Source organism: Pseudomonas sp. GW821-FHT07F01 (assembly GCF_059418825.1).
On sequence record NZ_JBWKQO010000002.1, the window covers coordinates 351,106 to 375,341 of the forward strand.

The 24,236-nt window shown below is 66.2% G+C and carries 18 protein-coding genes; 13 read left to right on the forward strand and 5 right to left on the reverse strand.

Features of this window, described 5'->3' with window-relative positions; genetic code table 11:
• Nucleotides 1–2: 2 nt before the first annotated feature.
• The 9 genes from AC07R1_RS07810 (at nt 3) to AC07R1_RS07850 (ending at nt 13,499) form a co-directional block, all read left to right on the forward strand.
• Nucleotides 3–563 carry a flavin reductase family protein gene (locus AC07R1_RS07810; RefSeq protein WP_015636044.1) on the forward strand — a complete coding sequence of 187 codons (561 nt, stop codon included), beginning with the start codon at nt 3–5 and terminating at the stop codon, nt 561–563.
• Nucleotides 564–980: 417 nt separating this feature from the next.
• Entirely contained in the window at nt 981–1,499 is a 519-nt protein-coding gene (locus tag AC07R1_RS07815) for a sigma-70 family RNA polymerase sigma factor (RefSeq protein WP_011061887.1), read from the forward strand.
• Nucleotides 1,492–2,490: a FecR family protein gene (locus AC07R1_RS07820; RefSeq protein ID WP_495110381.1), complete on the forward strand. Its 999-nt coding sequence runs from the start codon at nt 1,492–1,494 to the stop codon at nt 2,488–2,490. The genes AC07R1_RS07815 and AC07R1_RS07820 overlap by 8 nt, the downstream gene beginning before the upstream one ends.
• A 119-nt stretch (nt 2,491–2,609) precedes the next feature.
• On the forward strand, nt 2,610–5,405 hold the full coding sequence (locus AC07R1_RS07825) for a secretin and TonB N-terminal domain-containing protein (RefSeq protein WP_401017886.1): 2,796 nt from the start codon (nt 2,610–2,612) through the stop codon (nt 5,403–5,405).
• Nucleotide 5,406: 1 nt separating this feature from the next.
• Nucleotides 5,407–6,507, forward strand: coding sequence for a cytochrome-c peroxidase (locus AC07R1_RS07830; protein WP_495110382.1), 1,101 nt, complete (start codon nt 5,407–5,409; stop codon nt 6,505–6,507).
• Nucleotides 6,508–6,759: 252 nt separating this feature from the next.
• Nucleotides 6,760–7,209, forward strand: a complete 450-nt coding sequence (locus tag AC07R1_RS07835; protein ID WP_041118852.1) for a PTS sugar transporter subunit IIA — start codon at nt 6,760–6,762, stop codon at nt 7,207–7,209.
• Between the two features lie 246 nt (nt 7,210–7,455).
• Nucleotides 7,456–9,204: an efflux transporter outer membrane subunit gene (locus tag AC07R1_RS07840; protein ID WP_212805441.1), complete on the forward strand. Its 1,749-nt coding sequence runs from the start codon at nt 7,456–7,458 to the stop codon at nt 9,202–9,204.
• A 96-nt stretch (nt 9,205–9,300) separates the two neighbouring features.
• Nucleotides 9,301–10,413 carry an efflux RND transporter periplasmic adaptor subunit gene (locus AC07R1_RS07845; RefSeq protein ID WP_172621766.1) on the forward strand — a complete coding sequence of 371 codons (1,113 nt, stop codon included), beginning with the start codon at nt 9,301–9,303 and terminating at the stop codon, nt 10,411–10,413.
• Between the two features lie 8 nt (nt 10,414–10,421).
• Nucleotides 10,422–13,499 (forward strand): efflux RND transporter permease subunit, encoded by a 3,078-nt coding sequence (locus AC07R1_RS07850; protein WP_125063358.1) that lies wholly within the window; start codon nt 10,422–10,424, stop codon nt 13,497–13,499.
• Between the two features lie 28 nt (nt 13,500–13,527).
• On the opposite strand, the gene AC07R1_RS07855 is transcribed toward AC07R1_RS07850, so the two are convergent.
• The 3 genes from AC07R1_RS07855 to AC07R1_RS07865 all read right to left on the reverse strand — a co-directional run bounded on the left by AC07R1_RS07855 (nt 13,528) and on the right by AC07R1_RS07865 (nt 17,556).
• On the reverse strand, nt 13,528–13,956 hold the full coding sequence (locus tag AC07R1_RS07855; RefSeq protein WP_015636050.1) for a TOBE domain-containing protein: 429 nt from the start codon (nt 13,954–13,956) through the stop codon (nt 13,528–13,530).
• Nucleotides 13,957–14,076: 120 nt separating this feature from the next.
• The gene (locus tag AC07R1_RS07860; protein WP_093403948.1) at nt 14,077–15,387 is read right to left on the reverse strand and encodes an NtaA/DmoA family FMN-dependent monooxygenase; all 1,311 of its coding nucleotides are present in this window, start codon (nt 15,385–15,387) and stop codon (nt 14,077–14,079) included.
• A gap of 75 nt (nt 15,388–15,462) precedes the next feature.
• Nucleotides 15,463–17,556, reverse strand: coding sequence for a TonB-dependent receptor (locus AC07R1_RS07865; RefSeq protein WP_026020119.1), 2,094 nt, complete (start codon nt 17,554–17,556; stop codon nt 15,463–15,465).
• 270 nt (nt 17,557–17,826) lie between these two features.
• Between AC07R1_RS07865 and AC07R1_RS07870 the strand changes: the two genes are divergently transcribed.
• On the forward strand, nt 17,827–18,612 hold the full coding sequence (locus AC07R1_RS07870; RefSeq protein WP_169893601.1) for an IclR family transcriptional regulator: 786 nt from the start codon (nt 17,827–17,829) through the stop codon (nt 18,610–18,612).
• 9 nt (nt 18,613–18,621) lie between these two features.
• Here the strand turns inward: AC07R1_RS07870 and AC07R1_RS07875 are convergent, their stop codons facing one another.
• Nucleotides 18,622–19,413, reverse strand: a complete 792-nt coding sequence (locus AC07R1_RS07875) for an ABC transporter ATP-binding protein (protein WP_011061899.1) — start codon at nt 19,411–19,413, stop codon at nt 18,622–18,624.
• Nucleotides 19,414–19,560: 147 nt separating this feature from the next.
• On the opposite strand from AC07R1_RS07875, the gene fepB reads away from it, so the two are divergent.
• The 3 genes from fepB to AC07R1_RS07890 are packed head-to-tail and all read left to right on the forward strand — an operon-like array spanning nt 19,561 to nt 22,538.
• Entirely contained in the window at nt 19,561–20,466 is a 906-nt protein-coding gene (fepB, locus tag AC07R1_RS07880; RefSeq protein WP_011061900.1) for a Fe2+-enterobactin ABC transporter substrate-binding protein, read from the forward strand.
• Nucleotides 20,467–20,469: 3 nt separating this feature from the next.
• Nucleotides 20,470–21,510 carry a FecCD family ABC transporter permease gene (locus AC07R1_RS07885; RefSeq protein ID WP_011061901.1) on the forward strand — a complete coding sequence of 347 codons (1,041 nt, stop codon included), beginning with the start codon at nt 20,470–20,472 and terminating at the stop codon, nt 21,508–21,510.
• Nucleotides 21,507–22,538 carry a FecCD family ABC transporter permease gene (locus AC07R1_RS07890; protein WP_495110383.1) on the forward strand — a complete coding sequence of 344 codons (1,032 nt, stop codon included), beginning with the start codon at nt 21,507–21,509 and terminating at the stop codon, nt 22,536–22,538. Before AC07R1_RS07885 ends, AC07R1_RS07890 begins: the two co-directional genes overlap by 4 nt.
• A gap of 25 nt (nt 22,539–22,563) precedes the next feature.
• Here AC07R1_RS07890 and AC07R1_RS07895 read toward each other — a convergent pair whose 3' ends face one another.
• Complete coding sequence (locus AC07R1_RS07895; protein ID WP_495110384.1) at nt 22,564–24,180, reverse strand: serine hydrolase domain-containing protein; 1,617 nt, start codon at nt 24,178–24,180, stop codon at nt 22,564–22,566.
• Between the last annotated feature and the right edge of the window lie 56 nt (nt 24,181–24,236).

Genomic DNA, 24,236 nt, shown 5'->3' on the forward strand with positions numbered 1-24,236 from the left:
CCATGATTGCTGCCACCGAAACCAAAGTTCACGATTTGCTCGATGCCGAGGGCCGCGATGTCCGCGATGCCCGTGAACTGCGCAACGTGCTGGGGCAGTTTGCTACCGGTGTGACCGTGATCACCACCCGCACCGCAGACGGCCGCAACGTCGGTGTGACGGCCAACTCGTTCTCCTCACTGTCGCTGTCACCGGCGCTGGTGCTCTGGAGCCTGGCACGCACGGCACCGAGCCTGAAGGCCTTTTGCTCGGCGAGCCACTTCGCCATCAACGTACTGGGCGCGCACCAGCACCACCTGTCGGAGCAGTTCGCACGGGCAGCAGCCGACAAGTTCGCCGGTGTAGCTCATTCCTATGGCAAGGCGGGAGCCCCGGTGCTGGACGATGTGGTGGCAGTGCTGGTGTGCCGCAACGTCACCCAGTACGAGGGCGGTGACCACCTGATCTTCATTGGCGAGATCGAACAATACCGCTACAGCGGCGCAGAACCGCTGGTCTTCCATGCAGGCCAGTACCGAGGTCTAGGGAGCAATAGAGCAGAAAGCGTCCTCAAGCACGAATAGCCCGGCTCATGTGATCTTTTGCCGGGAAGGGTCACTGATCCAGGTGCCCCTTGATGTGGCAGCAGCTCGACCTCAGTGGCTCGCTGCGCAGCGCCCCAGCGAACAACCAGCCCGATCGGCCAAGCGCCCGCGACAGCTATTTGTAGTTTCCCTCCTCCTCCTCCTCCTCCTCCTCCTCCTCCTCCTCCTCTGAAGTCGATCCGTCACCCACGCCAGGAAATAAATAATCACTAATGGGTTTGTGCCCAATGAGAAAGCCCTTGTAGTACGTTTTTTTCGAATGCCTTAGGCCCTTGAAGCCTGGCCATCCCAGCGCGAGGCTTGCCCAGGCGGTGCTGATTGAGGCTCACAAAATGCATTTGATAATCATTTGCAATCAAGGATAGAATCCCGCCCCCTCGTCTGATCCCGCCTTGAATGATCGCCGCCGTGTCTTATCTCAGCGATAAACTCGAGCTCTACCTTTCCCACCGTACCGCGCTGGTCGACTATTCGGCGCCCATTGTCGGTTGTCGGGCTCAAGCCGAAGAAGTGGTCCAGGAGGCCTGGCTGCGCTTCTGCGGCCAGGCCGATAGCGCCGCCCAGCCGAGCAACCCGGTGGGCTACCTGTACCGCATCGTGCGCAACCTGTCCTTTGACCTGCTGCGGCGCTCGACCCTGGAAAATCGTCATCCCGATGGCGCCGATCTGCTGAACGAGCTGCCCTCGAGTACGCCATCACCGGAGCATCAGGCGCTGCACAGCGACCAGTTGCGCCTGCTGCAAGATGCGCTGGCACTGCTGCCGGAGCGCACGCGCCGGGCCTTCCACATGCACCGCCTGCAACACCTGACCTTCCAGGAAATTGCCGCTGAGCTGAAGATCTCCTCCAGCTTGGCGCACCAGCTGGTGCGTGACGCACTGACCCACTGTGCGGAGCACCTGGCCGATGACTGATACCCCCTTGCCTCAACCTGTATCCGGTTCACTGAAGGACGACCCCGTGTGGCAGGCGGCGATGGATTGGCTGCTGCAATGCCACTCGGCGCCGGATGACGCCTTGCTGCAACAGGCCCATGCGCGCTGGCTGGCCGCTGACGAGCGCCATGCTGTCGCCTGGCGCAAGGCCGAGAAAGTCTGGTTGCTCAGTGGCGGCCTGGCGCCGCTGGAACCACCCGTGCCCCAGCCTTTGCCCACCCCGCTCCGGGCTCGGCGCAACAGGCCGCGGCGGGCACTGAAGGCGCTTGCACTGGCAGCCTGCCTGCTGTTGCTGGCCGGGCCGACACCACCGACCGCCCATACCAGCCCAGCCGGCGAGCACCGACAAGTGCTCTTGAGTGACGGCAGCCGTATTGAACTGGGCAGCGATAGCGCTATTCGAGTGGACTTCGAACCTAGTACGCGGGCGGTCACCCTGCTCAGGGGGCAGGCGTTCTTCGAGGTCAGCCACGATGCCTCGCGCCCGTTCACGGTGCAGGCTGCGGACGTCAAGGTCAGGGTCATAGGGACCGCGTTCGACGTGGACCTCAGCCGCACCGCCGTGGTGGTAGCCGTACAGAGCGGCGCTGTCCAGGTTCGCGATGGGCGCGGCGAACTCGCGGTGCCGGCCCTGGGCCCGGGCGATAGCCTTCGCCTTGGCCTGGACCAGGGCCCGCCGCAGCGCGGTCGGCTATTGCCTGGCCAGGTTGCCCCCTGGCGCCATTGGCAGTTGCTGGTCAATGACCGGCCACTCTCCGAGGTGGTTGAAGCGCTGCAGGACTATTACCCCGGTGTACTGCTATTGACGGACCCTGCTCTGGGCGAGCGGCGCATCACCGCTTCGCTGAACCTGCGCTCGCCAGTCAGCGCACTGCAACTGGCGATCGCTCCGCTGGGTGGGCATCTGCGGCAATGGGGCCCCTACCTCACGCTGATCCGCAAAGAGCCGCAAGTGCCGGCAAAACAATAAATTTCAAAATTTTCTGGAAGTTCTCGATCGCCGTTCGTTTATTGCCCCGCTGAGTTAATCATAATTATTCTCATTAGCATGTGCGTATTGTTCGCACTGAACGGGGAGTTCACCAGAGCATGTCCATTTTCCCCCAACAGGGACTTCAGGGTTGCCGACGCAGTGCGCGGCTGTTGTGGCTGTCAGTGGGGCTGGCGGTGTCCCTGCCGGCCTTGGCCAGTGACCATCGGACACGGCATAGCATCGACATCGCACGCCAGCCGTTAAGCACGGCGCTGATGGCGCTGGCACAGCAGACCGGCCTGCAGATCAGCGTCGAGAGCCAACTGCTGCTCAACCTGAACGCTCCGGCGGTGCAGGGCGAACTGAGCGCCGAGCAGGCGCTGGCGAAGCTGCTCAAGGGCAGCCAGCTGGAGTGGATCTACATCGGTGACGACGCGCTGATGGTGCAACGGGCGACTCGCCCGCGTACCGACCCGGTCCGCCTGGGCAATACCAAGGTGCCTGGCGAGTTCTCGCTGCCCCAGGGTGAAACCCGAGTGGACCGCGCGACGATCGAAGCAATGCCGGCGGGCAATGGCGACATCACCAGCCTGTTGCGCAGCCATCCCAACGTGCAGTTCGACGACGCTCAACTGAGCAGCAAGACCCCTGGCGAAATCGGCCCGGCCAACATCAGCATCAACGGGGCGCAGTTCTACCAGAATGCCTTCCTGGTCGATGGCATCAACATGAACAATGACATCGATCCGGCCGAATACCGGGTGCAATTGCTGGACGCGGTACCGGGGCGCAGCCAGGGCCTGGCACTGGACACCGACCTGCTGGAGAACATCACGGTCCTGGACAGCAACGTGCCAGCGGCCTATGGCGGCTTCAACGGTGGCGTCATCGATGCACAGACCCGTGCACCGACCCAGGCGCTGCACGGCAAATTCTCGGTGCAGACCACCCGCTCCGCCTGGACCCAATATCACGTCGACGAAAGCGAAGAACAGCGCATGGAAAACTCGGGCTCTCCCGACGAGCAGCCCAAGTTCGACAAGGTCACCGTTCGTGGCACGCTGCAGGGCCACCTGACCGACAATTTCGGCCTGCTTGGCAGCTTCAGCCAGAAGCGCTCGACCATCCCCCTGGGTTTCTACTCCTACAACAATGTCGAGGAGATGGGCTTCCACGAGGAGAAGCAGCAACGGCGCATCGACAACTACTTCCTCAAGTCGGTATGGAAAGCCAGCGATCAACTCACTGTTGAGACCAGCGTGACCCATGCCCCCGAGGAGAGTCACTACTTCCGTGCCAACGTGGCCAACTCGGGTTATGACAACAAGGCCGGCGGCACCCAAGTGAACCTGCGCACCGTCTGGGATGGCGACCTGGCGCGCGTCGAACAGAACCTGGCGTGGAGCGGCCAGGAACAGAGCCGCCAATCCGACTCCGCCGATTACTGGACCTGGCGCAAGTCGGCCACCAAGGATTGGGGCATCGGCAACAAGGCCACCTCCAATACCCTTGAAGGCGGTTGGGGCGATATCGAGCAGCAGCAACGTACCTGGCAGTACAAGCTCAATGCCGACTGGCGCAGCGTCGACTGGCTGGGCATGACTCACCGCCCGCAGACCGGCCTGGAGTTCTCCCGCCAGTACGTGCGCTACGAGCGCCTGACCGACAGCAGCACCTATGTCACACCCGCGGCCACCACCACCTGCACCAACAGCTCCGGGGTTACCGACAGCGTCGCCTGCAACATCGGCCAGACCCTGAACGGCTGGGCGGGCCAGTACATGAAAAGCCGTACCCGCTATGCCACTGGCGAATTCGACTTCACCACCACCTCCTGGGGCAGCTGGCTGCAGGACGAGATCACCCTCGGCCAACTGACCTTGCGCCCCGGCGTACGCGTGGACAGCGACGACTACATGGACAAGACCACCTGGGCGCCGCGCTTCTCCCTGGAATATGACCTGTTCGGTGACCGCACCACCTTGCTCAATGCCGGCGTCAACCGTTACTACGGGCGCAGCGTCAGCAGCTGGCAGCTGCAGGACGGGCGCAACCGCCTGCGCTTCAACGAAACCCGCGACAGCCTGGACAAACCCTGGGTGGTCAAATCCAACGCGGCCAACCAGGTGCGCTTCAATCAGCTGGACATCCCCTACGACGACGAGCTGATGCTGGGCGTGGTGCAGCAATGGGCCGGGGTCGAATATGCCCTCAAGTATGTCAATCGCAAGGGGCGCGACCAGGTGGTTCAGGTGTCCGGCAAGACCTTGGGCGAGCCCTCCACGGACCCGACGCTGGCGAGCAACTACACCACCTACACCAACGACGGCAAGAGCGAGACCGACACCTACACCCTGACGGTGACACCGTTGCAGCGCTGGACACTGCTGGGCACCCAGACCGGCGGGCAACTGGCGCTCAACTGGACCGACAGCAAGGCCTCCGCACCGACCTACGTCGCGGCCGAGAACCTGTACTACCAGAACAGCGTCATCCAGTACCAGGGCAGCTTCATCAATTATGACGACCGCCCGGCCAGCAACTTCAACCGGCCCTGGACGGCCCGCCTGACGACCATCACCGAGATCCCCCAGGCCAATCTGCAGTGGAGCAACTTCTGGCGCTACCGCGCCGGCTACAAGCGCATTGGCGACACGGGGCGCAATGTGGACTACATGGGCACCTCGGTGGATGTCTGGGAGGAACAGAAATTCCAGGCGGCGCTGACCTGGGACACGCGCCTGGGCTGGCGTATTCCCACCGCCAGGGACCAGAACGTGTTCATCAATGTCGACGTGTTCAACGTGCTCGACAAGAAGTCGGTCAATGCCAACCAGACGGTCAACAGCAACTCGGTCTCGACCTATGAGGTGGGCCGCCAGTACTGGCTCGAAGTCGGATACGCGTTCTGAAATGCGCCGGTCCCTGAAGAGCCTGCAGATCATGCTCGGCATGGTGCTGGTGATTGGCCCGCAGCACGTGCTGGCCTGCGCCACGAGCGAACCGTCTTGCCTGCGCGAGTTGTACAGCCGCCCCCCCGCGCAGTGGCCGGCGCCGCAGGTGGATGCCGGCGTGGCCTGGCAAGAGCTGGGCCCCTTGCCCGAGCGGGCGCCGTCCCCGGCGTACAACCCCTACACGCAGCAGAAGGCCGATCTGGGCCGCCGGCTGTTCTTCGACCCGCGCCTGTCGCGTTCGGGGCAGATTGCCTGCGCCTCCTGCCATGAACCGGACCTGGGGTTCGCCGATGGGCGTCGGGTTTCGTTCGGGCATGACCGTGCCGCGGGCCGGCGCAATGCACCGAGCCTGGTGGCCAGCGGCCTGGCCAAGAGCCTGTTCTGGGACGGGCGCGCCGACAGCCTGGAGATGCAGGCCCTGATGCCGGTCGTCGACCCCAAGGAGATGGCCTTCAGTGTCGCGCAACTGGTGGCCCGGCTGCGTGACACCACGGACTACCCGGCACAGTTCGCCCAGGTATTTCCCGGACAGGCGCTGGGTGCCGAGCAAGTGGCGGCGGCATTGGCGACTTATCAGCGTGGCCTGCTGCGGGTTGCCCAACGCACCCCCTTCGAGCGTTTTCTACGGGGGCAGGCGAAGGCGCTCAGCGACCAGCAATTGCAGGGGCTGCACCTGTTTCGCACCAAGGCACGCTGCATGAACTGCCACTTCGGCCCGGGGATGCAGGACGACCGCTTCCACAATGCAGGCCTGACCTTCTATGGGCGCCTGCGCGAAGACCTCGGGCGCTATGAAGTCACCGGGCTGGCGCAGGATGTCGGGCGCATGCGCACACCTTCACTGCGGCTGGTGAGCCATACCGGCCCCTGGTTTCACAACGGGCTGGCCAGCAGCCTCGATCAGGTGCTGTTGTTCTACAACGCAGGCATGCCCAGGCCCGTACCCAAGGAGGGGCAGCTGCAAGACCCGCTGTTTCCCGTGACGTCGGCGCAATTGAAGGTATTGGAGCTGGACCGGACCGAACTGAAGGCACTGAAGGCTTTCCTGGAGGCCCTATGAGAGGTTGGCCGCGGCGGCTGCACATCGGTGTGGCCACACAGGGCCAGCGCCAGGGACTTGATCACCTCCTGCCCGCTGCGGATACCGCTGTCGAGCCAGACTTCGAGGCGCTGGGCAACAGGCGCCTGGCGGCAGCGGGCCGGCGGCTGGCGATCTAAAGAGTTCGTAAAGACTGCCCGCCCGCCCCTCCCGGCACCTGGCAAATGCGCTTCAATAGCCTGCAAGCCAAGCCTGAAGCTCCCGGAGAAGCCCATGAGCAAAGTCGCCCGCTATCTGCAGGTCGAAGACATCCTCCTGGCGGTCAATGTCACGAACAAGCAGCGCCTGTTCGAGCAGGTCGGCCAGCACCTGCAAGAGACCCGGCAACTGCCGGCGGAGTGGGTGGCCGCCAGCCTGTGGCGCCGGGAGCTGGCCGCCAGTACCGCCATCGGTGAAGGGGTGGCGGTGCCCCACGCGCGGCTCGCCGAGCTCGATCGCATTCATGCGCTGTACCTGCGGCCGCAGACCGCCATGGCCTTTGCCGCCCCGGACCAGCAGCCGGTCAGCGATATCCTGGTGCTGCTGGTGCCCGCTCCCGCCGATCAGCAGCACCTGGACCTGCTGGCCGACACCGCACGGCTGTTTACCAACCCGCGGTTTCGCCAGGCCCTGCTGCGCTGTACTGCGCCGATGCAGGTCAAACAGCTGTTCGATCACTGGTAGCTTGACCCAGACACCTGCTCCAGCACGCAATACCCATTTGCCGCTCCCCCGCGGCAAATGGGATAGCCCAAGCCCCACCGATCACCTTCCGGCACAAGATTTCATCTATTGGCGGTTAGCCGACTCATCCATTAACGTTCATTACACTTCGCGCAGCCCAGTGCTTGAGGGGGTGCCTGCCCTGCCGTCGCGCCGCTCTCCATATTCCTGTTGAACTCACTCACTGATTGCTCAATTAGAGAGAATATGAACAAGCCACAGCTGCTGCCTGTAGCCACTGGCGGCCGGCGTCCTCACAGGGACGAAGGTACCGGTCGAAAATCCTCTGGGCACCTGTCTCTTCTGTTGCTTGCCCGCTCGTCCCTGAACCTGATCTGCATCGCAGCCCTCGCCAGCTGCGCCGTGGGGCCGGATTTCAGCCGCCCGGAACTGAGCCGGGACGCCGGCTACAGCGCCACGCCCCTGCCGCCCGGCACCGTCACGGCGGGGGTCGCCGCCGGTGGCGCGGCGCAGCGACTGGTGAACGGCATGGACATTCCCGGGCAGTGGTGGACGCTGTTCCGCTCGCCGCAACTCGATGCCCTGGTGCAGGAAGCGCTGCAGGCCAACCCGGATATCGACGCCGCCCAGGCCGCGCTGCGCCAGGCCAATGAACTGCTGTACGCCGAACAGGCGTCGCTGTTTCCCTCCCTCAGCGCCTCGGCCTCGAAAACCCGCGAGAAGGTGTCCGCCGCCAGCGCCCTCGGCTCCAGCGGCGGTGCGGCAGCGGCCGGGGGCTCTGCGGCGCAGATCTTCACGGTCAACTCGGCGTCCCTGAGTGTGTCCTACGCCCCCGACGTGTTTGGCGGCACCCGCCGGCAGATCGAGGCCAGCGGTGCCCAGGCCGACTACCAGCGCTACCAGCTGGAGGCGACCTACCTGACCCTCACCGCCAACCTGGTGAACACCGCCATCAGCCTGGCCTCGATCCGTGACCAGATCGCCGCCACCGAAACCGTGATTCGCCTGCAGAGCGACCAGCTCGACCTGCTGCAGGCCCAGCGTCGACTGGGTGCCATCGGCGACAGCGATCTGCTGACCCAGCAAGCGACCCTGGCCCAGACCCGCGCCACACTGCCGCCCTTGCAGAAACAGCTGGCCCAGGCCCGCAACCAGTTGCAGGCCTACCTGGGTCGCTTCCCCAGCCAGGACCGTGGCGAACACTTCCAGCTGGCCTCCCTGCACCTGCCCGAGGAACTGCCCCTGAGCCTGCCTTCGGCCATCGTCGAGCAGCGGCCCGACGTGCGTTCCGCCGAGGCCCAGTTGCATCAGGCCAGCGCCGATATCGGCGTGGCCATCGCCAACCAGTTGCCGCAGTTCAGCATTACCGGTTCCCTGGGCTCCACGGCGCTGGCGGGCACCAAACTGTTTTCCTCCGGCACCGGGGTCTGGAGCCTGGCCGGCTCCATCGCCCAGCCGCTGTTCGACGCCGGCGCCCTGGAGCATCGCAAGCGCGCCGCGGTGGCCGCCTATGAGCAGGCCGCAGCGCGCTATCGCGGCACGGTGATCACCGCCTTCCAGGACGTAGCCAATGCCCTGCGTGCCCTGCAGGCCGACGCCGAGGCCCTGCAACAGCAAGTGCTGGCCGAGACCGCCGCGCGCCAGAGCCTGGACCTGGCCCAGGCCCAGTACCGCCTGGGCGCGGTGGGCTACCTGAACCTGCTGACTGCGCAGCAGACCTACCAGAACGCGATTGTCAGCAGGGTGCGGGCCCAGGCCGCCCGCTACAGCGACACCACGGCGCTGTTCCAGGCCCTCGGGGGCGGCTGGTGGCAGCGCCAGGATGTCGACCCCGACAGCCTCGGCAGCCCCGATCGTTTCGGCTGGCCGTCGCTCAAGGAGATGTACCCGCCGCCCGCGGCCCAGCACCGCGAACAGGCTCAAGCCGGCCAGCCGGGCCGGCTCCAGGGGCCGGCAGCCGCCGCGCCGTCCACTCGACCTGCACCCTTGCCTTAAGTGAGATCCGCCATGGCCGATGTCCATTCCAGCCCCTCCCCTGCGCACCCCGGCACGGCCCCCCAGGCGCCGCGCAAGCGCCGGCTGCTGCGGCCGATGCTGATCATGCTCGGCGTGGTGCTGCTGATCGTCGCGGTGATCGGCGGGGTCAAGTTCGCGCAGATCTCCAAGCTGATCGCCCAGGCCAAGGTGCCCCTGCCGCCCGCGGTGGTTACCGCCATCAAGGCCCAGTACGAAGAGTGGCAGCCCAGCGTCTCCGCGGTGGGCTCGATGAAGACCGTGCGCGGGGTGGACGTGACCACCGAGGTCGGCGGCATCGTACGCAGCATCGGCTTCAAGCCCGGCCAGGAAGTGGCCGCCGGCGACCTGCTGGTGCAGTTGAATGCCGACTCCGACATCGCCCAGCTGCACTCCCTGGAAGCCACCGCGGCCCTGGCCGGCACGGTGCTCAAGCGCGACCGGGCGCAACTGAAGGTGAGCGCGGTGTCCCAGGCCCTGGTCGAGGCCGACGAAGCCGACCTCAAGGCCAAGCTGGCCGCTGCCGAACAGCAGCGCGCGCTGGTGGCGAAGAAGAGCATCCGCGCGCCCTTTGCCGGGCGCATCGGCATCACCGCGGTCAACCCCGGGCAATACCTCAACCCGGGGGACAAGATCGCCAACCTGCAGACCTTCGACCCGATCTACATCGACTTCAACGTGCCCCAGGCCCAGGTGCAGCAGGTGGCCCTGGGCCAGAGCGTCACGGTCAGCGCCGACGGCCTGCCCAAACAGACGTTCACCGGCCGGGTCAGCTCCATCGACACCCAGTTCGACCCCAACACCCGCAACGTCACGGTGGAAGCCACCATCGACAACCCCAAGCGCAGCCTGGTGCCCGGCATGTTCGCCCGGGCCGTGGTGGCCTCCGGCGGCACCCAGCGTTACCTGACCCTGCCCCAGACCGCGGTCACCTATAACCCCTACGGCACCACGGTGTTCATCGCCAGCCAGAAGAACAACGACCAGGGCGACGCAGTGCTCACCGCGCAGCAGACCTTCATCGAAACCGGCCCCAACCGTGGCGACCAGGTGGCGGTGCTGTCAGGGGTCAAGGAAGGCGACCTGGTGATCACCAGCGGCCAGATGAAACTCAAGAACGGCTCGCTGGTGAAAGTCGACAACAGCCACGCGCCGCGCAACGATCCTTCGCCGACGCCGCAAGAGCACTAGGGCCCGCCATGAACTTCACCGATACCTTTATCAAGCGCCCGGTCTGGGCCGTGGTGGTCTCGCTGTTCATCCTGATCCTGGGCCTGCGCTCGATCTTCGAGCTGCCGGTGAACCAGTGGCCGCGCACGGAAAACACCGTGGTCACCATCAGCACCTATTACTACGGGGCCGACGCCGCCACCGTGGCCGGTTTCATTACCCAGCCCCTGGAGGCCGCCATCGCCCAGGCCCAGGGCATCGACTATCTGTCGTCCACCAGCATCACCGGGCTCTCCACCATTACCGCGACCCTGCGCCTGAACTACGACTCCAGCAAGGCGCTGACCGAGATCAACACCCAGGTCAACTCGGTGAAGAACCAGTTGCCGGCCCAGTCCCAGGAACCGGTGCTGACGGTAGCGGTGGGCCAGACCACCGACGCCATGTACCTGGGGTTCTACAGCGACACCCTGGCCACCAACAACATCACCGACTACCTGGTGCGGGTGGTCAAGCCCAAGCTCGATTCCCTGGAAGGCGTGCAGACCGCAGAGATCCTCGGCGGTCGCCAGTTCGCCCTGCGGGCCTGGCTCGACCCGGACAAGCTGGCGGCCCACAACGTCACCGCCCAGGACGTGGCCACGGCCCTGGGCAACAACAACTACCTGTCCGCCGTGGGCTCCACCAAGGGGCAGATGATCACTGTGGACCTCACCGCCGGCACCGACCTGCACACGGTGGACGAATTCAAGCGCCTGGTGGTCAAGCACAACGGCGACGCCCTGGTGTACCTGGAGGACCTGGGCAACGTCACCCTGGGGGCGGAAAACTACGACAGCAGCGTGGCTTTCTCCGGCAAGCGCTCGGTGTTCATCGGCATCAAGGCAGCGCCCACCGCCAACATCCTCAACGTCGCCGACAACGTGCGCAAAGCCTTCCCCGAACTGCAATCGCAACTGCCGGCCGGGGTGCGCGGCGAGATCGTCTACGACTCCACGGCCTTCATCAACACCTCGATCTTCGAGGTGGTGAAGACCCTGGTGGAAGCCATGATCATCGTCTCGGTGGTGATCTACCTGTTCCTCGGCTCGTTCCGTGCGGTGATCGTGCCTCTGGTGGCGATCCCGCTGTCGCTGGTGGGCACCTTCTTCGTCATGTACCTGCTGGGTTATTCCATCAACCTGCTGACCCTGCTGGCCCTGGTGCTGGCCATCGGTCTTGTGGTGGACGACGCCATCATCGTGGTGGAAAACGTCGACCGGCATATCAAGGAGCAAGGCCGCGGCGTACTGGAGGCGGCGCTGCTGGCGGCCCGCGAGCTGGGCGGCCCGATCATCGCCATGACCGTGGTGCTGATCGCCGCCTACGTGCCCATCGGCCTGCGCAGCGGCCTGACCGGGGCGCTGTTCAAGGAGTTCTGCTTTTCCCTGGCCGGCGCAGTGACGGTGTCGGCGGTGATCGCCCTGACCCTGTCGCCAATGATGACCTCGCGGCTGTTCAAGAGCGGCCAGGAGGAAGGCCGGTTCGCCAAGCGCCTGGACCGCTACTTCGACTGGCTGCGGGGGCGCTACCACCGGGTGCTGGCGGCCGGGCTGGATAGCTGGCCGGTGCTGGTGACCTTCGGCTTCCTGCTGTTCGTGCTGGTGGCCGCCAGTGGCCTGACCGCCAAGAGCGAGCTGTCGCCCACCGAGGACCAGGGCCTGGTGTTCATGCAGATCAAGGGCGCGCCCACCGCCTCGCCGCAGCAGATGGAGTGGATTGCCGACCAGGCGTTCCAGATCGCCAACAAGGAGCCCGAGTACCTGCAGATGTTCCAGCTCACCGGCCTGCCCTCGCTGAACCAGGGCCTGGGCGGGGTGCTGCTCAAGTCCTGGGAGGATCGTGACCGCTCCCAGGCGCAGTTGATCCTCGACCTGCAACAGAAGTGGAACCAGGTGCCCGGCGCCACCATCGCCGCCTTCCCCCTGCCCTCGCTGCCCGGCGCCCAGGGCCTGCCGGTGCAGTTCGTGATCAGCACCACCGAGTCGGTGGCCAACCTCAACGAGGTGGCCCAGGCGGTACTGGCCGAGGCCACCAAGCAGCAGCTGTTCTGGTTTTCCGACCTGGACCTCAAGCTCGACAAGCCCCAGGCCAAGCTGGTGGTGGACCGGGAAAAGATCGCCGCCCTGGGCATGACCCAGGCCGACGTCGGCGCCGCGCTCTCGGCGGCCCTGGGGGGCAACTACGTGAACTACTTTTCCACCGCAGGGCGCTCCTACAAGGTGATCCCCCAGGTGCTGCAGGTGGACCGGCTGAACCCCGAACAGATCCTCGACTACTACATCCGTACCCCGTCGGGGGCGATGATTGCAGCGCGCACCGTGGCCCATATCGAAACCTCCACCGAGCCTGAGTCGGTCAACCACTTCCAGCAGCTCAACTCGGCGACCCTGTCCGGGGTCAGCGGCGTGTCCCAGGGCGAGTTGCTGGCCCGGCTCAAGGGCATTCTGGAACAGGTGGCGCCGTCCGGTTACTCCAGCGACTACGCCGGCGAATCACGGCAGTTCATCCAGGAATCGGGGGGGTTCGTCGGCCTGCTGCTGTTCTCGATCCTGATCGTCTACCTGGCCCTGGCGTTCCAGTTCGAGAGCTACCGCGACCCGGTGGTGATCCTGTTCTCGGTGCCGCCGGCGCTGTTCGGCGCCCTGGCGTTCATCACCATGGGGTTCGCCTCGATCAACGTCTACACCCAGGTCGGGCTGGTGACGCTGCTGGGGCTGATCACCAAGCACGGGATCCTCATCGTGCAGTTCGCCAACCAATTGCAGCGCGCCGGCCACAATAAGCGCGAAGCCATCGAAGAAGCCGCCGCGGTGCGCCTGCGGCCGATCCTGATGACCACCGCGGCCATGGTCCTGGGGGTGGTGCCGCTGGTCTGGGCTTCCGGCGCCGGCGCGGCGGGCCGCCACGACATGGGCCTGGTGATCTTCGCCGGGCTGTCCATCGGCACCCTGTTGACCCTGTTCATGGTGCCAGCCATGTACCTGTTCATTGGCAGTACGCACTCTGCCGCAAGCGTCGAGAACCCGGGGGCGCAGGCGGATGCCGGAGCTTCCGACAGCGCCTGAACCCCTGCTCGATCGAAACCGCCGGGTATCAGGCCGGCACGCCCAGGATGATGTGGGACGCCTTGATCACCGCCGTGGCGCTGACGCCCGGGGCCAGGCCCAGTTCGGTCACCGCATCGCGGGTGACGATGGAATACACCTGGCTGCCGCCGCTGAGCTCCAGCACCACTTCGGCGTTGACCGCACCATCGGTGACGCTGATCACCTTGCCCTGCAGGCAGTTGCGAGCGGACAGGCGGATGCCCTCGGCATCGGTCATGAGCATCACCCAGGGTGCCTTGACCAGGGCCAGGGCCTCGGTGCCCGGGGCAATGCCCAGGCTACGCAGGCTTTGCAGGGTCACCACCGCCACCAGTTGCTCGCCGCCCTCCAGGGACAGCACCACCTCGGCGTTGACCGAACCCTCTTCCACCTGGCTGACCCGGCCTTTGAACACGTTGCGTGCACTGACTTTCATGTTGCATTCCTTTTATTGACTGCGGGGTTAGGATCGCCCGGCATGATCCGGGCGCACGTTGTGTAGAAACAACCATAGCGCCCGCCCCCCCAAGGCCGGAGATTTCTCGCAGGCCCCGGGTCAATCCTGCTCTTGCAGGTGTTCGATAAAGGTCGTGCCGCTATAGCGCTCGCGAAACAGCCCCGCCTCCACCAGCATCGGTATCACCTGTTCCAGGAAAATGTGCATCGAACGAATCGAGCCCCCCGGCGCGGCGATAAAGCCGTCCATGGCGCCGGCCTCGGCCCATTCCACGATCTGTGCAAATGCATCTTCGGCGGTGCCTATCACTTGCCAGTGGGCCGCGGAAATCACTTCCGGGCGCAGCAGCAGTTCGTCCAGGCGCAGGGTTTCGCGCTCGATCAACCGCCGCAGCAGGTTGGTGTGGGTACGGCTGCCGGGGTTGTGCACCGGGGCCGGCAGGTCGGCGGCGCTCACCGGGCGGTCCAGGGGCCAGTCGCTTAAATCGAGGCCGATCATCTGCTGGATCGAGGCGAACTTGCGCGCGTTGTCCGGGCGCCCGTGGGTTTGCATGAACAGCTCGCGGGCCTGTTCCCGGGTCGGCGCCAGGTACAGGCTCAGGCCCGGCAGCAGGCGGATGTCCTCGGGGCGGCGGCCGTGGCGCCGGGCCCGTTGCGAGAGGTCGCGACGCAGTTCCAGGGCCGCATCCTTGTCCGGGGTCGGGGCGAACACCAGGTCGGCCACCGAGGCGGCAAAGTCGCGACCGGTGTCCGAGGCGCCGGCCTGGACCAGGGGAATCCGTGCCTTGCCGAACGCCGGCAGGTTGAGCGGGCCGCGCACCCGGAAGTGCTCGCCGGCATGGTCCACCGGGTGCACCTGGCTGCGGTCGGCGTAACGGCCGTTCTCCCGGTCCAGTAGCAGCGCCTGGTTGGGGTAGCTGGCCCACAGGTCGTGCACCAGGCGGGTGAACTCTGCCGCCCGGGCATAGCGCTCATCCGCACCGGGCATGGCCTCCAGGCCGAAGTTCTCGTGGCCCTGCAAGGCGGTGACGATGTTCCAGCCGGCGCGGCCGTTGCTCACCCAATGCAGCGACTGCAACTGGCGCGCCACCACATAGGGCGGGAAGAAGGTGGTGGAAACGGTGGACACCAGGCCGATGCGGGACGTCTCCCGGGCGATGCACGCCAGCAGCACCGTGGGATCGAGGCTGGCGAAACCCGAGCCGCTTTCCAGGCCGTCCATGTTCAGGCAACTGACGTCGGGGCGGAACACGAAATCCAGGTGCGCGGCCTCGGAACGCTTGGCGATGTCCACGGCGAAGTCGGCGCTGTAGATGCCTTCGATATTGCTGTCGGGCTGGCGCCAGGCATCGCCACTGAGCCAGGTGGGGGCCAGGGACATGCCGATATGCAGGCGTTTGCGGTTACTCATCTGTTGCCAATCTCCTGTGTACGAATGAACGCCGGCAGCGCCTCGGGGGGCGGCCGGCGACGGGTTCCCGGGGCCTCAGAACGCCCCTTTGACGCCGATGCCCAGGGTCCGTGGCTGGGTCATGCTGGCCTCGATGCCGCCGATGCCGCGGTTCTGCTGCATGTAGGTGGGCGAGCGGTCGTCGAAGACGTTCTTGACGTAGCCATAGAGCTGCACCTGGTCGTTGAAGCGGTAGCTCATGCGCGCATCGGTCAGGGTGTAGGGCTTGATCGAATAGGCCGAGGTGTTGGCGGTATCCGAGTAGTAGCCGTCCAGGTAGCGCACCTGGGCATTGAGGTTCAGGCGCTCGGTGATGTCCCAGCTGGGGCCGACGCTCAGGGTGTAGCCCGGCGAGCGGGCAAACTCGTTGTGGGCGTAGTCGGCGTTGCTGGAAATCTTGTCGATGCGGGTGCGCAAGGTGCCGGCGCTGGCCTTGAGCCGCAGGTTGTCCAGCAGGCGATAGTCCAGATCCAGCTCCAGGCCATAGGCGTGGGCCTTCTCGGCGTTGATGGTGTAGGACTGTGCCACCCCCGGGGAAATCACCACCGGGATGTTGTACTGGGCGTCCTTGAAATCCATGTAGAACAGGTTGGTGTTGATCAGCAGGCGGTCGTCGAGAAAGCTCGCGCGGCTGAACAGCTCATAGTTCCAGATCGACTCTTCCTTGAAATAGGCCCATTGCCGGGTCGTCAGGTTCAGCGACACACCGCCCGGGTTGTAGCCCCGGCTGACCAGGCCACCGACGGTCCAGTGCGGGGTGGCGGCGTAGGCCAGGGAAACCTTGGGCAGCACGGTGGAGAAGGTCTTGTCGTAGTTCAGCGCGCCGGGAGCCAGCACCGAGTTGCCCGTGCGCTCGATGTGGTCCTGCTGGTAGCGCAGGCCGGTGCTCAGGGTCCACAGGTCGGTGAGCCGGTAGTTGAGCTCGCCGAAGATCCCCAGGTTGGTCTTGGTGTCGTCGAAGGCCGAACGGCCCCGCAGGTTGAGGGTTTCGTCGGTGCGGGTGCGGGCGTAGTAGATCCCGCCCATGCCACTGAGCAGGTCCTCTTTCTCACCGAAGGTCAGGCGCGACTCGTTGGAGGCGTTCTTCTGGTGGATGTCGGCATCGCCCTCGCCCGCCGCCCCAGTCACCCGGTGCACCGACGACAGCGAATACTGCGCCTGGTTGAACAGCTTGAGGCCATTACCCAGCTCATAGGAGACGTCGAGGATGCTGGTGTTGGTGTCCTGTTCCCAGGACGGCATGGTGGTGGAGCTGTGCTCCAGCTTGTGGAACGGCGCCGAGGCGGCTTCCTGGGTCGGGCGGTTGCTGTCGTTGTGGGCGAAGGTGAACTGGCTTTCCAGCCCTGGAATGTCGGTGGGCAACCACAGCAGCTTGGCCCGGGCATTGAGGTTGCGAAAATCCTGGTCGGTCTTGCCGCCCTGGAACTTCGGGTTGTCGTAGTCGATGAAGGTGTCGCGGGCCGAATAGTCCACTGCCAGGCGCCCGGCAAAGTCCTGGGCCAGGGGCCCGGACACCGCCACCGAACTGCGCCGCGAGTGGTAGCTGCCGATCTCTGCCTGGTAGGCCGCCTCGGGGGTGAAGGTCGGGTTCTTGGTGTTGACGATGATCGCCCCGGCAATCGCGTTGGCGCCCTGGGAGGTGGTCTGCGGGCCGCGGAACACCTCGATGCTGTCCAGGTCCCAGACCGAGGTCGCGCCGAAGAACATCTCGTTGTAGTTCAGGTAGTGGCCGTCCAGGTTGATGGTGGCCCGCGGCACCGTACCGCCCCAGAACACGTTCTGCCCGTTGTTCGGGCCCTGGGTGTCCTGGCCGCGGATGATCGGCGCGCCCACCGAATCGGTGTAGATCACGTTGGGGCTGCCGTTGATGACCTCCGACACCGACGCATCGCCGGTCTTGTTCTGGTCGATATCGCGGTCGGTGATGATCGACACCGAGGAGGCGGTGTCCTTCAGCTCGCGGTCGAGTTTCTCACCGGTGACCACCAGCGATTCCAGGGCCAGGCTGCCTTTCCCCGGCTTGTCCGGCTGCCTGCTGTCCTCGGCCATCAGCGGCGGGCTCGCCAGCAGGGTGGACAAGGTGAGAACGCCAATACCGTGACTGAATGTGCGGTGCGTAAGGGCCATCAAAACTTCCTTCCAAATGAGAATGATCCTCTTTCACGATTAGGCTATCACGCTGCCATGATATTCCTCAATACGGAATACGTTCTGCAAATTGGAATGATCTACACTTTTGGCCCGGGCGCATTCCCCCGTCCCAGGCAGGCGGTGGAACCGGTATCATGGCCGCCGCTAGCGCCAGCGCCGCGCAGGCCGTAGCCTGCGTACCCCACGCGGCCAGACATTGGTGAGGAGACCCAGCCGTTGAACAGTTCGCAGCCCCCGTTGGACGAGACCCTGGATGCACCGCCGGAAAAACGTTCCGGGGTGATCCAGTCGGTGTCGATCGCCGCGCGTTTTCTCAACACCCTGGCCAATGCCGAGGGCGAGCTGGCCCTGGGGGAAGTGGCCCGGCGCACCGGCACGGGTGGCTCCACCGCCCACCGCTACCTGCAAAGCCTGGTCAAGGAAGGGCTGGCCAAGCAGGACCCGCTCAGTGGCCTGTACGACCTGGGCCCGGCGGCCCTGAGCATCGGCATTGGCGCGCTCAAGCGCATCGATGCGGTGGACATCGCCGCCCAGCGCATGAAAGCCCTGGCCCAGCGGCATGCCGCCAGCGGGGGCGTGGCGATCTGGACCGACCGCGGGCCGACTCTGGTGCGCTGGTACCGCAGCGCCTATTTCTCCATCAACCCCCTGGCCCTGGGGGACATCCTGCCCATCGACAACACCGCCTGCGGCCTGGTGTTCCAGGCCTTTCTGCCCAAGGCCGTGATCGACGCGGCGCGCAAGCAGCAGCCGGCGCATTTTCGCGGCACCCCGCCCAGTGCCGCGGTGCTCGACGAGGTACGACGCCGGCATTGGGCCGAACTCACCAGCCACCTGCTGTCCAACGTCACCGGGCAGGCCGCGCCGGTATTCGACGCCCAGCAGGAGATCGTCTGCGTGATGACCACGGTCACTGACCTGGGGCAATTGCAGGCCCCGCAAGACCGCGATGCGCTGTTCCATGAAGCGGCCCAGGTCAATCAGGCCACCGGTGGCCAGCGCGTGCCCCAGGAAGCGTTGCCGGCGCGCCCCTGAGCCGTGGCTTCAGGCCGGGTCGATTCGGCCCTTGGGCACCATCAACGGCGTGCCGCTGACCGGGTCGCGGATGATCACCGAGGCCAGGCCGAACACCTGCTCCACCAGGGCCTCGGTGAAGATCGCCGCCGGCGCGCCCTGGGCGACGATGGCGCCGTCGCGCAGGGCGATCAGGTGGCTGGCATAGCGGCAAGCCTGGTTCAAGTCATGCAGCACCGCGACGATGGTCCGGCCCTGGCGGTTGAGCTCGGCCAAAAGCTCCAGCAGCTCGATCTGATGGACGATATCCAGGTAGGTGGTGGGCTCGTCCAGCAGCAGGATCGGCGTTTCCTGGGCCAGCACCATGGCGATCCACACCCGCTGGCGCTGGCCGCCGGACAACTCGTCCAGCAAGCGTTCGGCCAGCGCCTCGACCCGGGTCGCGGCCATCGCCCCGCGCACCGCCTGCTCATCCTCCTTCGACCACTGGCGCAGCAACGACTGGTGCGGATAGCGCCCGCGCGCCACCAGTTCGGCGACGCTGATGCCATCCGGCGCCATGGCGCTTTGCGGCAGCAGGCCCAGGCGCCGGGCCACTTCCCGGGCCGGCAGTTGGCGGATGTCCTTGCCATCGAGCACCACCCGCCCTTCAGCCGGTGCCAGTAGCCGGGACAACGCCGCCAGCAAGGTGGATTTGCCACAGGCGTTGGGCCCGACAATGACCGTGAACGAGCCGTCGGGAATGCTCAGGGACAGGCCCTGGGAAATGATTCGCGCGTCGTGGCGCAAGGTCACGGCATCGGCGTGCAAACGGTGAGTCATGGCGGGGTTTTCCTTGGGAGACAAGCGCTTGCAGTATTGCAATTGCGGAATGGATTCTACAATATGGAACGCATTGCATGAGAAGCATTATCATATGGTTCTGCTGTTCAGGCCCCTGCGCCCCACCCTTTACCGTCCGATGGATCGATGATGAACCCACGCCTTTGCGCCCGGCTGCTCAGTGCAGCGGTCCTGGCCCTGAGTTGCCAGCTGGCCCTCGGGGCAAGCACCACCCCCACCCGCATCGTCTCCACCAGCCCCAGCGTCACCGGGATCCTGCTGGCCATGGATGCGCCGCTGGTGGCCAGCGCCGCCACCACCCCCAGCCGCCTCACCGATGAGCGCGGGTTCTTTTCCCAGTGGGCAGAAGTGGCCAGGCAGCGCGGCGTAGCGGTGCTGTACCGCAACCTGCAATTCGATATCGAAGCGGTGATCGCCGCTGACCCGGACCTGCTGGTGGTGTCCGCCACCGGCGCCGACAGCGTGGTCGCCCACCGCAGCGAGCTGCAGGCCCAGGGCCTGGAGACCCTGGTGGTGGACTACTCGAACCAGAGCTGGCAAGACATCGCCACCGCCCTGGGCCAGCGCACCGGCCTGGAGCAACAGGCCCGGGCGGCGATCCAGCGCTTCGACCAGTACACCGCGCAAACCGCCGCCCGCATCACCCCGCCCCCGGGGCCGGTGAGCGTGGTGGGCTACAACATTGCCGGCAGCTATTCCATCGGCCGCCTGAACAGCCCCCAGGCCCGGCTGCTCGGCGCTCTTGGCTTCAAGGTCGCGGAGCTGCCCGAGGCGCTGGCGGGCAAGGTCACCCGGGCGTCGGACTTCCAGTTCATCTCCCGGGAAAACCTGCCGGCGGCGATCACCGGTGACAGCGTGTTCCTGCTCAGCGCCACCGACGGCGACGTGCAGGCGTTCCTCGCCGACCCGGTGCTGGCCAACCTGCCAGCGGTGATCAACCGGCGGGTGTATGCCCTGGGCCCGAGTTCGTTTCGCATCGACTATTACTCGGGACGGCAGATGATCGATGCCGTCGCCGCGCACTTTCGCTAAGCCATGAACCTCGTTGCCCAGCCCCTGGCCCGACCGCTGTCGCGCCCTCACCACCGCACCTGGGGCCTGCTGGCCGGGCTGGCGCTGTTGCTGGTGCTGGCCCTGCTGAGCCTGGCCATCGGCTCCCGGGCGATCCCCCTGAGCGTGACCTGGCAGGCGTTGCAGGCACCCGACCTGCACAACGACCAGCACCTGATCCTGCGTGAACTGCGCCTGCCCCGGACCCTGATCGCCCTGCTGGCCGGCCTCGCCCTGGGGGTGGCCGGCGCGGTGATGCAGGCGGTGACTCGCAACCCGCTGGCCGAACCGGGCCTGTTGGGCATCAATGCCGGCGCCGCCGTGGCGGTGATCGGCGGCGTGGCGCTGCTGCACTTGACCAGCCTGGCCGAGTACCTGTGGCTGGCGTTCGGCGGCGCCGGGCTGGCGGGAGTGGTGGTGTTCCTGCTGGGGCAGGCCCATGAGACCGGGACCAACCCGGTGCGCCTGGTGCTGGCCGGCGCCGGACTGTCAGTGATGCTGACTTCACTGACCGGGATCATCGTGCTCAACAGCCCACCCGAGGTCTTCGATCACTTTCGCCACTGGGCCGCGGGCTCGCTGTCCGGCAGCGGCTTCGCCCTGCTGCAGGTTCCGGCCCTGGCCATCGCGCTGGGCCTGGCCCTGGCCCTGGGGATCGCCGCCCAGCTCAACGCCCTGGCCCTGGGCCAGGACCTGGGGCGCGCCCTGGGAGTGAACCTGCGCCTGACCTGGCTACTGGCCTGCCTGGCGGTGATGCTGCTGGCCGGTGCCGCCACCGCCGTGGCCGGGCCGATCGGTTTTGTCGGGCTGGTGGCGCCCCATCTGGCGCGGATGCTGGTGGGCACCGACTACCGCTGGATCCTGCCCTACTCGGCGCTGCTGGCCGCCGGCCTGCTGCTGGGGGCGGACGTGCTCGGCCGGGTGGTGGCAGCGCCGGAAGAAATCGCCGCCGGCATCATCACCCTGCTGCTGGGTGGGCCGTGCTTCATCGTACTGGTCAGGCGCTTTCGCCTGAGCCGCCTGTGAAGGGGCTCAAGGCCCTGCGCCTGGGCTCGCTCTCGCTGCGCTGGCAACCGCGCACGGCCCTGGTCTGCGCCGTGCTGCTGGTGGCGATGCTGCTGCTCTGGGCGCTGCTGCTGGGTACCGGCAGCCTGTCACTGGGCCCGGAACAGGTACTGGCCAACCTGCTGGGCCAGGGCCAGGACCCCACCGCCCAGCGGGTGCTGCAACGCGTGCGCCTGCCCCGGGCCCTGACCGCGACCCTGGTGGGCGCGGCACTGGGCATGGCCGGGGCGATCTTCCAGTCGATCTCGCGCAATGCCCTGGGCTCGCCGGACGTGATCGGCTTCACCACCGGCGCCGCCAGTGGCGCCATCGTGCAGATCATGCTGTTCGATGCCGGCCCCCTGGCCACGTCCCTGGCGGCAGTGGCGGCCGGCCTGGGCACCGCCCTGCTGGTGTTGCTGCTGGCGCGAAACGGCCACAGCAGCGGGGGTTATCGCCTGGTGCTGGTGGGCATCGGCGTGGGCGCCAGCCTGTCCGGCCTGAACAGCATCCTGCTGGTCAGCGGCAACCTCGACCAGGCGATGTTCGCCCAACTGTGGCTGGCCGGCTCGCTGAACACCCGCACCTGGTCCCATGTACTGCCGGCGGCCCTGGGCCTGCTGCTGATCGCCCCGATCGCCCTGTACCACGCCCGGCGCATCAACCTGCTGGAAATGGGCGACGCCACCGCCAGCCAACTGGGGGTCGCGGTGGAACGCACCCGATTGATCATGGTCCTGGCCGCCGTCGGCCTCACTGCCATCGCCACCGCCGCTGCCGGGCCCATCGCCTTTATCGCCCTGGCCGGCCCGCAACTGACCCGGCGCCTGACCCGCAGCGCCGACGTGCCGCTGGGGTCGGGCGCGCTGATGGGCGCGGTATTGCTCCTGGCCGCAGACCTGCTGAGCCAGCGCCTGGCGTTCCACGCCAACCTGCCCATCGGCCTGATGACCGGCCTGCTGGGAGGTTTCTACCTGTTGTGGTTGCTGGGCCGTAGCCGGCGGGTTTGAGGGGTCCAGAATTGAGGCCGGAACACTACTGCGCCACCTTGCGAAACCTCAAGTGGCGCGCCACGCTGCTGGTCAGCACCGCGCCTTGCTCGGCAAAGCTGAGCACCCCCAGTTCCCCGGCGCTGAAACGCTCAGCGGTCAGGGGCTGCATCGGGTAGGTGTACAGGCCGATGCGTACATAAAGCTTGCCTTGCCGGGCATGGACCTTGAGCTGTCCGGGGCTGGTTTGCAGGGTATAGAGGCCGACGTAGGGGCGGATATCATCGGGCTTCCAGGGCGGGGCCAGGGCATAGGTCGAGGCCGGGTTGTTGAGCGCGATCCGCCCTCCCGGGGCCGCCGCGAGGTAGATCGGGGTGCCGTCGTTGTCCGCCACCAGCACCTCATCGCTCTGCCGGGTCAGCGGCAGGACGTCGGGGAAGGTTTCCAGGCTCCAACCCTTGCCGCTGCGCCGCAGCTGCAACTGATGGCCGCCATCGTTCAGGTAGGTGCCGGCCACCAGCGTTTTCAGCGAGGCCTTGGGCAGCGCCCGGATGCTCGGGGGTGGCGGCGGAATGTCCGCTTCCCCGGACGGCGCCGGCGAGCCCAGCAGGGTATCGAGCAACTGGCGGCCGCGCTCCGAGGCACGGCCGTCATCGCTGTTGCACAGCACCACCGTGGCCACATCGAGCTTGGGGTACCAGGCCACGTCGGTGTTGAAACCGGCCCAGCCGCCGCTGTGGGACAGCTCTTGCAGCCCGCGGTAGCTGCGGTTGGCAAGGCCCATGCCGTAATAGCCGGGATCACCGTCGTTCAGGGGCTCGGTCTGGCGCATGTTCTCCACCAGCGCCTTGCCCCCGACCCGCCCGGTGGACAGGTTGCGCAACCACCGCATCAGGTCCGCCACATTGCTGTGCACCTGGCCGTCGCCGGTCTGCTCCCAGCGCGCATCCACCGCCACCTGGGCCTTGCCCTGCCCGCCCGGTTCATAGCCCCGGGCCAGGTTCGGCAACAGCACCGGGTACTGATCGACGATGCTTGAGTGATCCATGCCCAGGGGCAAAAAGATGTTCGCCCGGGAGTAGTGTTTCAGCGACAGGCCGCTGGCTCGCTCGACGATGCTCGACAGCAGGACGTAGCCGCTGTTGCTGTAGCTGAATTCGCTGCCGGGCGGGAACATCAGGCTGTTCTGGCGCACCAGCAGGTCCAGGGCCTGTTGCTGGGTAAAGCGCTGGCTCAGGGGAATCCCCGCCAGTTCGGCCAGCAGCATGTAGTCCTGCAGCCCTGAGGTGTGGTGCAACAGGTGACGGATCCTGATGCCCTGGGCATAGGCCGGCAGCTCCGGCAGAAAGCGCCGCACCGGGTCCTCCAGGCTCAGGCGCCCCTGGGCTTGCAGTTGGAGGATGGCAAAGCCGGTGAACTGCTTGGACACCGACGCCAGGTTGAACAGGGTATCGGCCTGGATCGCCGCTCCGGTGGTCAGGTCGGCGGCGCCATAGCCTGCGCTCCAGATCACTTTGCCGCCGCGCATCACCCCGGCGGCGCAGCCGGGCTGGTCGGCCGAAATATCCTCGAACACCTTGGAAAATGGCGCTGGTCCATCGGCACGAACCAGAGAGGCCGCCCCCAGGGTCGAGATCAGCACGGCGGTCAACAGTCTACGCATGGGGTTCTCCAGTCACGTCGGTCCTTGGCGCTCCGGCGGAGCAGGCGCCAGTATCC

What these genes read in the sequence shown, in the direction of transcription:
- AC07R1_RS07850 (WP_125063358.1), top strand. Translation starts at nt 10,422, where the DNA reads ATGAACTTCACCGATACCTTTATCAAGCGCCCGGTCTGGGCCGTGGTG.
- fepB (WP_011061900.1), top strand. Translation starts at nt 19,561, where the DNA reads ATGATGAACCCACGCCTTTGCGCCCGGCTGCTCAGTGCAGCGGTCCTG.
- AC07R1_RS07810 (WP_015636044.1), top strand. Translation starts at nt 3, where the DNA reads ATGATTGCTGCCACCGAAACCAAAGTTCACGATTTGCTCGATGCCGAG.
- AC07R1_RS07855 (WP_015636050.1), bottom strand. Translation starts at nt 13,956, where the DNA reads ATGAAAGTCAGTGCACGCAACGTGTTCAAAGGCCGGGTCAGCCAGGTG.
- AC07R1_RS07815 (WP_011061887.1), top strand. Translation starts at nt 981, where the DNA reads ATGATCGCCGCCGTGTCTTATCTCAGCGATAAACTCGAGCTCTACCTT.
- AC07R1_RS07840 (WP_212805441.1), top strand. Translation starts at nt 7,456, where the DNA reads ATGAACAAGCCACAGCTGCTGCCTGTAGCCACTGGCGGCCGGCGTCCT.
- AC07R1_RS07820 (WP_495110381.1), top strand. Translation starts at nt 1,492, where the DNA reads ATGACTGATACCCCCTTGCCTCAACCTGTATCCGGTTCACTGAAGGAC.
- AC07R1_RS07825 (WP_401017886.1), top strand. Translation starts at nt 2,610, where the DNA reads ATGTCCATTTTCCCCCAACAGGGACTTCAGGGTTGCCGACGCAGTGCG.
- AC07R1_RS07875 (WP_011061899.1), bottom strand. Translation starts at nt 19,413, where the DNA reads ATGACTCACCGTTTGCACGCCGATGCCGTGACCTTGCGCCACGACGCG.
- AC07R1_RS07845 (WP_172621766.1), top strand. Translation starts at nt 9,301, where the DNA reads ATGCTGATCATGCTCGGCGTGGTGCTGCTGATCGTCGCGGTGATCGGC.
- AC07R1_RS07885 (WP_011061901.1), top strand. Translation starts at nt 20,470, where the DNA reads ATGAACCTCGTTGCCCAGCCCCTGGCCCGACCGCTGTCGCGCCCTCAC.
- AC07R1_RS07895 (WP_495110384.1), bottom strand. Translation starts at nt 24,180, where the DNA reads ATGCGTAGACTGTTGACCGCCGTGCTGATCTCGACCCTGGGGGCGGCC.
- AC07R1_RS07835 (WP_041118852.1), top strand. Translation starts at nt 6,760, where the DNA reads ATGAGCAAAGTCGCCCGCTATCTGCAGGTCGAAGACATCCTCCTGGCG.
- AC07R1_RS07860 (WP_093403948.1), bottom strand. Translation starts at nt 15,387, where the DNA reads ATGAGTAACCGCAAACGCCTGCATATCGGCATGTCCCTGGCCCCCACC.
- AC07R1_RS07830 (WP_495110382.1), top strand. Translation starts at nt 5,407, where the DNA reads ATGCGCCGGTCCCTGAAGAGCCTGCAGATCATGCTCGGCATGGTGCTG.